The following is an 11,499-nucleotide window of genomic DNA, read 5'->3' on the forward strand; positions in this document are numbered from 1 at the left end:
GTCAAAATTTGTACAAGCAAAAAAAATGTATACAAACTCGATTTTCATCGAGTTTGTATATAGTCAGAAGCAGACTCTTTTGGAGTTTGCTTTTTTTATTCTGAATAATTCAAAAGAATGGTGCGGTGTGGTAAAAATTAGAACGTCTGTACCCAAACCATGCTATTCGTAAAATTTTTGATATAATAATAGTAAGTGAAAATTAGGACGGAGTGAAACTATGAAATTTATCCATACGGCTGATTGGCATTTAGGGAAAATCGTTCACGGGGTACATATGACAGATGACCAAAGGCATGCGCTCTTGCAATTCATAGAAATTGTCGAAGAGGAAAAACCGGATGCGGTTGTGATCGCCGGTGATCTATATGATCGTTCCGTTCCGCCGACTGAAGCGGTGGAGCTACTTGATGAAATCCTTTATACGATTAATGTGAAAATGAATACACCAATCGTTGCGATATCGGGAAACCATGATTCTGCGGAAAGGCTTGCATTCGGTTCATCATGGTATCGTCATAGTCAGTTATACATTCATGGGAAATTGACAAAAACATGTGAGCCGGTTCGCATAAAAGGCGTGAACTTTTATTGTGTTCCATATGCAGAACCCGGGACGGTTCGCCATCTTTTTGAAGATGATAGTATCCATTCCCATCAAGAAGCGATGAAGCGGATAACCGGAACGATTGCTGAGAATTTCAATAAGGATGAGCCAAATGTCTTCGTAGGACATGCTTTTGTATTAGGCGGAAAAACGAGCGATTCGGAAAGGGTCTTGTCGGTAGGTGGTTCTGGCTGTGTTTCATCCGACTTATTCGATGCGTTTGATTATACGGCACTTGGGCATTTACATAGTCCAGACGCGATACGTCATCCTAAGGTGTTTTACTCTGGATCACTATTAAAATATTCTTTTTCCGAGGCCAAGCAGAATAAGTCGCTTTCCATCGTCGATATGCAAGAAGATGGAAGCTTTGATATTCGCTATCGTTCTTTGGCACCCAAGTTCGATATGAGGGAAATATCCGGATCGATGGAAGAGTTGCTTGATCCCGATTTTTATCAATCGCAAAAAAGGGATGACTATTTAAAAATAACACTAAATGATGAAGGGGCACTCATCGATCCCATTAATCGCTTGCGCCAGATTTATCCGAACGTACTACATCTAGAACGTAAATGGGATTTGACCGACCTTAGGAGAAAACATTCCTACTCTTCAGTAAAAGATGAACGGAAATCGGAATTGGACCTGTTCGAGACGTTTTATCAAGAAATGACAGATCGGGCCTTTGATTCCAAAAAGCAGGATTTGATGGTTTCGGTAATTGAAGCTGTTAAGAAAGAGGAGGCTTTGAAATGAGACCGGATATTTTAACGATGCAGGCATTCGGACCATATGCAGGAAGGGAAACCATTGATTTTAATTCCCTTGGAGAACGGACCATGTTTGTCATTTCTGGAAAGACAGGCGCAGGGAAAACAACGATATTTGATGGGATTAGTTTTGCGATATATGGTAAAGCCAGCGGTGAAGATCGTAGCGGGCAAGATTTGCGAAGTCAGTTTGCCGAAGATGATATGTTGACGGAAGTCTCATTACAATTTACCCTGCGTGGGAAAACGTATTTGGTTACCCGGTCGCCGCAGCAGGAACGCAAGAAAAAAGCAGGTGAAGGAACAACAACAGTTGGAGCAAAGGCTGAATTATATGAGATATTGGCCGAAGGAAAAAAATTGCTTGGTGCAAATGTGCGAGAAGTTGAAGAAAAAATAAAAGTGCTCATTGGACTTGATGCGAATCAATTCCGGCAAATCCTGATGATTCCTCAGAATGAATTCCGAAAACTGCTAACTTCCGACAGCAAGGATAAGGAACAGATTCTTCAGAAATTATTTCATACTGAACTTTATAAACGAATAGAAGAAAAATTAAAAGAAGAGGCTTCCATCCTAAGAAAGCAAAGTGAAAAAAGTGCTCAGCGAAGAATTGAATTAATGAAAGGCATCCAGCCTGGCAATCATGAAGAATTGCAGGCGCAATTACAAGGGGAAGAGCCTAATGAACAGCAGGTCTTGCCCTTGTTACGGGAAGTCATTTTGCAAGCAACAGAAAAAAATGAGTATATAAATAAACAAATACAGGAAAAGCAAAAAGCTCGTGATCAAGTAAATCAAGAACTTTCAAAAGCTGTCGATTTATTGAATCGATTTTCGGAAAAAGAAACACTGCGAAAAGAAAAGGAGGCTCTTGAAGCAAAGCTGCCAGAAATGGAACTAGTGAAAGTCCAAATAAAAATGGCACACAAAGCGGCATCGCTTGAAAAGCAGGAACAATACTATTTGCGTATCGGCAAACAAGTACAAGATGCTAATGCCGAACTTCAAAAGTTAAGTGAGCAGTCCGAGAAGTTACGGGCTGAGCGCATTGAGAAGCAGGATTCCTATGATAAGGAAATGTTGAAGGAAAATGAAAGAGAGCAGGCAGTCCGAACTGTTCATCAGCTTGAGCAGGTAAAAGAGGCTGTCATGACTTTTGCAAGCTTGAAAGCACAGGTTACTTTAGACGAAAAAGAGTGGCAAAAGAGTAAAAGACTTCGTGAAAAAACTGTTTCGGAACATTTGTCGATTGAAGCGGAAGCAGAGAAAGTCGCTCAAGAAAAAACAGAAGCGGAAAAAGCCGCTGTCCTTTATCGTGATCAGGAAATTGAAGCAGAAAGAAATAATTCATCGTTATCGAAAATTAAAAAGCTTCAAGAAGTTCTTAATGAAATCACTAATACGAAACGGGTTCTGGATGAAAAGAATAATCGGTTCCATGAGTTACAAAGAATACAAACTCAGGAGAAGGAAAAACTGGAAACCCTGAATCGAAACTGGCGATCAGGACAAGCGGGTATGCTTGCCTCCATGCTGCACTCTGGAGAAAATTGTCCTGTTTGCGGTTCGCAAAGTCATCCAAAACCTGCGCAAATGCATGAGCATATGCCGACAGATTTGGAACTGAAAGAGCAAGAAAACAAACTGAAATCTGCGGAACAACAAAAAAGCCAAGCGGAAAGTGAATATTATCAAGCGAAATCCAAATATGATGCACTGGCAGAGTCTTCACAAGAAAAGCTTAGTGACTTACAAAATGACATGCCGGAGTTTAGGTTTGAGGATATTGAAGAGCATTTGACACAGTTTGTACAAAAAGGAAAAGTGCTGCAAGAGCAGCTAAAGGAATTGATGAGGAAAAAGTCTGTATTCAATGATCTGGAAAAAAGGTTGCTGGATTTAAAAGGCAAGTCAACCCAGCTAAAGGAGAATCTGACCTCTTTAGAAAGAAAAGAGGACGAAGGGAAAACCAGGTATATTGAAAACTCTACAAAACTAACAGGATTAACCGATTCCCTGCCAGACGGAATACGGACAGAGGAAGAATATAATGCTGCTTACCAAATGGCTGTAAAAACACAGAAACGCTTACAATCAGCCTTGGAAGATGCACAAAAAAACCTTCAACTGGTGAAGGAAAGAGAATCGGCCATCATTGCAAAAACAGAATCCTTGAGTGGAAATATAGAGGCTTTCAAGACAGAATTGAAAGAGGAGCGGGAAAAGTTAATTACGGAAATGACCAATCAAGGCTTCTCTAATTATAAAGAATATAAGGCAGCAAAAAAATCGGAAGCTGCTCTTGGAAATTTGGAAGACCAAGTTCAGCAGTATAATCAAAATTGGCAAAGTGTTTTAAGTCTATTTCATGATTTGGAAATGAAATTAAAAGATGTTACCAAACCGGATCTTGAAGGATTGAGAAAGACTTTCGATTTCATAGATGGAGAATTGGAGTCTTTACGCCTAAATCAGAATGAATTGCAGGCTGAAAAACGGACTAACGAAGAAATCGATAGGAAATTGGCGCAAATCAGGGAAGAACAGAAAAGTTTGGATGAAAGGTACAGTATCGTCGGTCATCTGTCTGAGATTTCCAAAGGTCAAAACTCCTTCAAAATAACTTTTGAACGTTATGTACTGGCAGCCTTTTTAGATGATATCCTAAAAGAAGCCAATTCAAGGCTGCTGAAAATGACCAGCGGCAGATATCAGTTATTGCGAAAGCTTGATCCTACACGCAGGAATATCCAGAGCGGTCTGGAGTTATCTGTGTATGATCAATATACAGGACAAGAGAGGCATGTCAAAACCCTTTCGGGAGGAGAGAGCTTTAAGGCTTCCCTTGCACTTGCCTTGGGTCTTGCGGATGTTGTCCAGCAGAATGCTGGCGGAATTTCACTTGAAACGATGTTCATCGATGAAGGTTTCGGTACGCTCGACCCTGAATCTCTTGATCATGCCATTGAAGCATTAATGGATATACAAAGCACCGGGAGATTGGTCGGGATAATATCCCATGTCCCGGAATTGAAAGAAAGAATCGATGCCCAGCTTCAAGTCATTTCTACGCAAAAAGGAAGTCGGACGTCCTTTTATTTTGCTGGTTAATCAAGAAAAAAGAATGGCTAAGGGGAGGTTCCCCAGGCCATTCTTTTTATTTTTAATGAACGGACTACTCAATGTTAATATCTTCAGCTGTTTTTCCGGGGGAAAACTTATGGATGCGAATCACCAAAATCGGATTCGAGAATTCAGCGGTAATTCTGCGTGAGCAAATCGAAAAGGGGAAAGGGATTTTTCTCTGTGTGGGCAGCTTATCTTCTTTTTTTTCAAGAAATGGCTTATGAGTATCGTCAACTATGATCGATAGCTCATTATCACTTAGGCATACTTTAATATCTTTCACATCATGATCTTCCAAAACCGCTTCCACCATATACTCATCGTCACTTTCGTATATATCAATTGAAAAAAGTTGATGATCCAACGCACAAGTTTCCGGATCCAGAAAAAAACTTTTTACCCATTCATCAAACTTTTCAACCTCATTCATTTGCGATCCATGTTGATTGTCTTGCATGTTGATACCCCCGGTTTTCCTTTGAGGTATTATATGTTGGAGCATGAAGAATGGTGAATGAAAAAGTGAAATTGATGATGATAAAAGATACCGGAAAAAAATGAAAAAACAACCAATGCAAAGGAACGATGGGTATGTAGGTATAAAAGAATCAAAAATTAGAAGGAATTCAATAAAAAAGTGATGACCAATTCTAAATGAGTTGGTCATTTGTTTATAAACAATCAAGTTGTCGATCATGTCATTAAAGTTAATACAATTAAAAATGTCATATTAAATGTATTTTTTAAATAATTCACCAAAAATAATTGCAACCCTGAAAATACCTTGGATCTGTTTCCTCTTAAGCAAGCTTTGTTATAAATTCAGCAGAACCTTAACATTTCTGAATGGTCAACTCTTCTATTTATGTTGCAATGAAATGGAAGATACTTGTTTCACTCAAGCTCTTATAAGGACCTATATCGGCCGGTTAATATATAAACAACTAGGTATATAAGTATAATGGGCCAAGCATAAATTACAAACTTTATTTGAAAGTCTATAAAGTTTGTCTCCGTAGAATCAACTAACATATATAGAGCTGAAATAACTGGTGGAATTAATACACTCGTAAGCAAAGTTTAAAAAAATATTACACTTGCCCATCCTTAGCTGGATGGGCTTTTCAAATTTTATAATACAGCATGGATAAGGTCTAAATCACGATTTGTGAGTAGTTATAATCTATAATATGGTAAAAACCTATTTTTTAATATCGTTAGAAAACCAATAAGAGCCTATTTAAATTCAAAAATGAATTATTGGCATTTTCGATGAATCCTCTACAGAAAGGCATTATATGCTAATAAAATTCATTAATGAATTGAATATTTTTGATACTAAGCGATTTTACACAAAATTAGGACTTGGCATGCAAGTTGCATAATCATATAAGTATAAAACAAACATGTGCGATATGAAATTCGTTTATGTGTGGAGGGATAATGGTGCGAAAAACGATAAATAAACCATGGGAGCAGTGGTATGTTGAAAGAATGAAATCTATGAAGCTACCGGAAATATCCGTCTATTCACTGCTTGATATAACAGCAAGTAAGTTTCCACACCATACAGCCATCATTTATGAAGACCAGTCAATGGATTATAAGAATTTAAAATTGCAGGTAGACAAACTTGCTGGTAAATGGAGAGAAATGGGCTTTGTTAAAGGTGAACGGATTGGTCTGATGATGGCAAACCACCCTTATTTCATTATCAGTTATTACGCTGCCCAGGCACTAGGTCTGTTGGTAGTCCAAATTAATCCCATGTATAAACCGCGGGAACTATTGCAAATTTTAATAGACTCAAATACCAAGAATATTGTATTTGACCATACGGCCGCAGTTACAATCGAAGAAACGAAAGCGATATATGAATTTGATGTTTGCATTGATACGGAGAAAGATCAAAACGGGTCTTATTCCCTTCAAACGATGATTAAGACCGGTGACGCCATTAAGAAGCCCGAAATGATAAGCCCTCATGAAGATACTGCAGTCATCCAATATACTGGTGGCACCACTGGGAAGATGAAGGGTGTCATGCTCACTCACCATAATTTAACCTCCAATGTCGTGCAGAGCTTTGAAATGTATGGTGATTCCTTGAAACCTGGCGAAGAAATCGTTTTGGCAGCTACGCCCCTTTACCATGTTTATGCCATGACAAGTGCAATGAATCTCGGTATCTATATTGGAGCTGCCATCCTCTTATTTCCCAAATTCGAACTTGAAGATGTACTTGCAAAAATAAAAAAGCATCGTCCGACATTCTTTCCAGGAGTTCCAAAAATGTATAATGCATTTGTCAATCATCCTGGAATTGAAAATTATGGACTGAATTGTTTAAAAAGCTGTTCTTGTGGATCGGCGCCCCTGCCGGTTGAAGTAATTAAGCGATTTGAGGAGCTGACCGGTGCCAAAATCGGAGAGGGTTTCGGTTTGTCGGAGGCCTCACCTTCCACTCATCGTAATCCGCCTTTCGGAAAAAGGAAAATAGGAAGCATTGGCATCCCTTTTCCAGGCACGGACTGTATGATCATTGACGATGAAAATAATGAAGTGCCTAACACATGCGTCGGGGAGTTGCTCATAAAAGGCCCGCAAATCATGAAGGGTTATTGGAATAACGAAGCCGAAACCAAAAAGGCCCTACAGAATGACTGGCTATATACTGGCGATCTTGCTGTGATGGATGACGAAGGTTATTTCTATATCGTCGGCAGGAAAAAAGAAATGATCATCGTCGGCGGATTCAATATTTACCCCCAGGAGGTAGAAGGGGTTCTGTATGAACATCCGGCAGTTAAAGAGGCAGCTGTGGTGGGCATCCCCCATAAAGAAAAAGGTGAAATAGTGAAAGCATTCATCGTACCTAAAGAAAGCGCTTCCGTGGATCTTGAAGAAATAGAAGGATATTGTTATACCCAATTGACGCCTTATAAGGTACCAAAAGTATTTGAATTGAGAAAAGAACTTCCGCGAAATACAGTGGGTAAACTTTTAAAAAGATTGTTAGTTAAAGAGGAATTAGAAAAGGATTGAAAGAGGGGGAATATGGTTCCAACATCTAAGTTGAAGCTTACGTTGGAAGGCATGCCAGTTTGTGAACAAAAATAAAGAAGAGGAGGGATTCATATGCGGTGGGTTGTTCTCATTCTATTATTCTTTGGAGCCGTCATCAATTTTGCAGATAAATCGATCGTAGGTCTCGCAGCTGTTCCCATCATGAAGGAATTCAATCTTACCTATGCGGAGTGGGGTCTTGTTGGAAGCAGTTATTATTGGCTATACCCAGTAACAGGGATTTTTGGGGCAGCATGGGCTGATCGGCTGGGGGCTAAAAAAGTGCTTGGGTTCATCATGCTGACATGGACCGTTTTGCAATTCGGGGTCTTAGCCATCACTGCTCTTCCATTATTAATTCTATACAGGATTTTGCTGGGTGCATTCGAAGGGCCTTATAGCCCAATTGCTTACAGTCATGCCGATAAGTGGTTTCCGCCAAAACTGAAAGGCTTTGCCAATTCGGTAGTTGTTGGCGGAGGAACCGTTGGTGCGATGATCGTGGCACCGATCCTCGTTTCCTTAATTACGATATTCGGCTGGAAGGTTGCCTTTGCAGCACTTGGTGCAGCAAGCCTTGTTTGGTTCTTCCTCTTTCAATTTTTAACAAAGGAAAATCCGGTTGAAGTATACGAAAATGTACAAAAGAAAAAGAAACAAAAACTGGAAAAAATAAAAGTGAAAGACTTTTTGCTGCTATTGGCTTCACCTACTGCTTTGTTTACTACGCTCGCTTATTTTTCAACGTATATTTTAGTTGTTTGGTTTTCTGTTTGGCTCCCGATTTATTTAGTGGAAGCCGTAAAAATGTCTCCAGGTCAAATGGGAACCAGCGTTGTGATAATCGGAGTCGTTTCCGTATGTATTTATATGGGTGTTTCGATGGCTTCCGATCATTTATTCAAGAAGAACCAGAATTGGCGATCATCAAGGGTATTCGTCGTCGCGGGCGCCATGATTCTTGGTGCATTGTTCTTTTCCTCAATCATGGTATTTCAAAATCCAATCTGGGTGATAGTCGCCATGTGTTTAGCAAAGGGCCTTACATATGCCATCTTACCGATCGGACCAACGATCATGATCAATGAAATGCAGGAGCGGGGGGGATTGATGACTAGCATCTTAACATCATCAGGAAATCTAGCGGGAATTGTTGCGCCTCTATTAACTGGCTATATCATAAGTTTAGCTGGAGGAAATCAACTATTGGGTTATAACCTTTCGATATTGTTCATGGCCATCCTTGTCCTGGCTTTTGGCATCCTGTTTGCGATATTCGTTAAACCGGCCGGGAAACTTAAAAATAAAAGGTCTGATAACTTTGACCTTAAGTCCTCATAAGCAGGGTCGAACCTGCTTACATTCAATGAAACTAGTGAAGAGAAGGAATGCCTTCAAATAATGGTGTGAATATAAGGAAAAGGAGCGGATGGGAAATGAATAGAGATGCCGTCATAGTTTCTGCAGTTCGAACAGCAATTGGAAAGCAGGGAGGTGCACTTGCATCGGTTCCTGCCCATGTATTTGGAGCAGAAGTGATGAAAGAAGCCTTGAAACGAGCGAATGTCGAACCTCGAATGATAGACGATGTAATCATGGGGAATGTGTTAAGTGGGGGTGGAAACATTGCCAGGTTAACTGCACTCGAAACTGGCCTCTCGATACATCTTCCGGGACTGACTGTCGACCGTCAATGCGGCTCGGGAATAAATGCTGTCAACTTGGCTGCACAAGCAATCCGGGCTGGCGAAGGCGATATCTATATCGCCGGTGGGGTCGAGAGCATGAGCAGGGCGCCATACTTGATGGATCGTCCGGAAAAAGCATACAGTGCAAAGCCACCGCAGTTCAGAAAGTCACGGTTGTCCCCGAAAGCGATCGGCGATCCCCCGATGGGAATCACGGCTGAAAACTTAGCGGAAAAATATGAGGTCAGCAGGGAAGAACAAGATGAATTCGCTCTTCAAAGCCAAAAAAATATGGCCCGAGCCGTGGAAGAGGGCCGTTTCAATGAGCAAATTGCGCCTATTCACATTCCCGTCAGAAAAGGTGAAGATATCGAATTTAAATTGGATGAACATCCACGACCGCAAATAACGAAAGAAGGGCTAGCCAAATTATCGCCTGCGTTTTTAGAAGGCGGGTCCGTGACTGCAGGCAATAGTTCGGGATTGAATGATGCCGCATCAGCATTGGTCATCATGTCGAGGGAAAAAGCGGTTGAATTGGGGATTAAGCCTTTAGCGACGATCAGGGCACAGGCCGTTGCAGGGGTAGATCCAAATTATATGGGAATAGGACCTGTTCCAGCTATAAGAAAGGTAATGGATAAATCAGGGCTTTCCTTAAATGAAATGGACATAATTGAAATTAATGAAGCATTTGCCGCTCAAGTCATTGCTTGCAATAGGGAGCTTAATATGAATCCCGCCAGAGTGAATGTGAACGGGGGAGCCATTGCACATGGACACCCACTTGGTGCGACGGGTGCCATCCTCATTACGAAAGCGGTTTATGAATTGAAGCGTTCTGCCGGAAGATTTGCTCTTATTACGGCTTGCATTGGAGGCGGACAGGGAATTGCTACGATAATTGAACGTGAAGCTTGATTTTGTAAGTGTGTTTAGCCCGTTAAATGGTTAGAAAACACAGCATTCAGCTCTATATGCCCTATTAAGAAAACTTGTACAATGGCTGCTATACATGAACAGACCTAAGGAGGAAATAAACTCATGACAATCACTTTAACCAAGGAAATGCAGCAAATGAAGGAAATGATCCGTAATTTTGTTGAAAGGGAAGTGGAACCCTACGCCATACAAATTGAAGAAGAAGATGCCATCCCTGAGCATTTGGTGGAAAAAGCAAAAGACCTTGGCTTATTCGGGATAAGCATACCGAACAATACGGTGGAATTGGCTTAAATTCGGTGGGAAAGGCTACCGTATTAGAGCAGTTAGGAAGGACACATAATGGTTTCGTTTCATTAATAAGCGCTCACACCGGGATTGGAAGTACAGGTTTGGTTAAGCTTGCATCCGAACATTTGAAAAATAAATACTTGCCAGAAATGGCAGCAGGCACGAAAATTGGTGCCTTTGCTTTATCTGAACCCGGAGCGGGATCGGATGCAACCAATTTGGCAACAAGTGCAGAAAAGAAGGGTGATTACTGGGTGATGAACGGGACGAAACATTTCATCACGAATGGGCCGATTGCTGATGTTTATACAGTATTCGCTCTAACGGATAAAGATAAAGGGGCAAAGGGAGGGATTACAGCTTTTTTAGTAGAAAGAGATTTTCCTGGTTTGACTGTCGGCAAAAAGGACAAAAAAATGGGGTTGAGAGGATCATATACCTCACAGGTCATTTTTGAGGATTGTATCATACCCGAAGAAAATGTGATCGGCGAAGTGGGAATGGGATATATCTCTGCCCTTAAAATTTTAGCTGAAGGGCGGGTCGGATTGGCTGCAAGAGCAGTGGGGTCAAGTGGTAAATTAATTGAATTATCAGCCAAATATGCAAAAGAGCGCATTCAATTCGGTAAACCAATCGCAGACAACCAAGCGATTCAATGGATGCTTGCTGATATGGCAACCGAAACGGAAGCGGCAAGGGCATTGACGATGATGGCGGCACAAAAGATTGATGAAGGAAAAAAAGTGATCAAGGAAGCGTCTATGGCAAAACTGTTCGCTTCAGACGTTTTTAATCGGGTGGCGGATAAAGCGGTTCAAATTCATGGCGGAATGGGATATATGGCCGAATATCCAGTTGAACGTTTTTATCGGGATGCCCGCATAACGAAGATCTATGAAGGAACGAATGAAATCCAACGTTTAATCATTGCTAGGAATGTCTTGGAAGAGTGTTAAGTGTTTACTGTTTTATTCGGGCAGGTAATCTTTTGCCCAGGTAT

At 40.8% G+C, this 11,499-nt stretch carries 6 protein-coding genes and 1 pseudogene; 6 read left to right on the forward strand and 1 reads right to left on the reverse strand.

The annotated features are described in order from the left end of the window. Nucleotides 1-220 precede the first annotated feature (220 nt). Together ABC374_RS08310 and ABC374_RS08315 are read left to right on the forward strand one after the other, a co-directional pair. A complete protein-coding gene (locus tag ABC374_RS08310; RefSeq protein WP_413016947.1) occupies nucleotides 221-1,366 on the forward strand; it encodes an exonuclease SbcCD subunit D in 1,146 nt (381 codons plus the stop codon). After that, entirely contained in the window at nucleotides 1,363-4,494 is a 3,132-nt protein-coding gene (locus ABC374_RS08315) for an AAA family ATPase (RefSeq protein WP_413016949.1), read from the forward strand. Before ABC374_RS08310 ends, ABC374_RS08315 begins: the two co-directional genes overlap by 4 nt. 64 nt (nucleotides 4,495-4,558) lie before the next feature. Here ABC374_RS08315 and ABC374_RS08320 read toward each other — a convergent pair whose 3' ends face one another. Beyond that, nucleotides 4,559-4,966, reverse strand: coding sequence for an Hsp20/alpha crystallin family protein (locus ABC374_RS08320; protein WP_170971631.1), 408 nt, complete (start codon nucleotides 4,964-4,966; stop codon nucleotides 4,559-4,561). Between the two features lie 986 nt (nucleotides 4,967-5,952). On the opposite strand from ABC374_RS08320, the gene ABC374_RS08325 reads away from it, so the two are divergent. The 4 genes and pseudogenes from ABC374_RS08325 to ABC374_RS08340 all read left to right on the forward strand — a co-directional run bounded on the left by ABC374_RS08325 (nucleotide 5,953) and on the right by ABC374_RS08340 (nucleotide 11,455). Then, entirely contained in the window at nucleotides 5,953-7,554 is a 1,602-nt protein-coding gene (locus ABC374_RS08325) for a long-chain-fatty-acid--CoA ligase (protein WP_413016951.1), read from the forward strand. A 93-nt stretch (nucleotides 7,555-7,647) separates the two neighbouring features. Next, nucleotides 7,648-8,916: an MFS transporter gene (locus tag ABC374_RS08330; protein ID WP_413016953.1), complete on the forward strand. Its 1,269-nt coding sequence runs from the start codon at nucleotides 7,648-7,650 to the stop codon at nucleotides 8,914-8,916. Nucleotides 8,917-9,011: 95 nt separating this feature from the next. Beyond that, nucleotides 9,012-10,184 carry a thiolase family protein gene (locus ABC374_RS08335; RefSeq protein ID WP_413016955.1) on the forward strand — a complete coding sequence of 391 codons (1,173 nt, stop codon included), beginning with the start codon at nucleotides 9,012-9,014 and terminating at the stop codon, nucleotides 10,182-10,184. A gap of 123 nt (nucleotides 10,185-10,307) precedes the next feature. Then, a pseudogene (locus ABC374_RS08340) lies at nucleotides 10,308-11,455 on the forward strand (acyl-CoA dehydrogenase family protein). Nucleotides 11,456-11,499: the final 44 nt, after the last annotated feature.

This window comes from Peribacillus phoenicis (genome assembly GCF_047238085.1).
Classification (GTDB): Bacteria; Bacillota; Bacilli; order Bacillales; family DSM-1321; genus Peribacillus.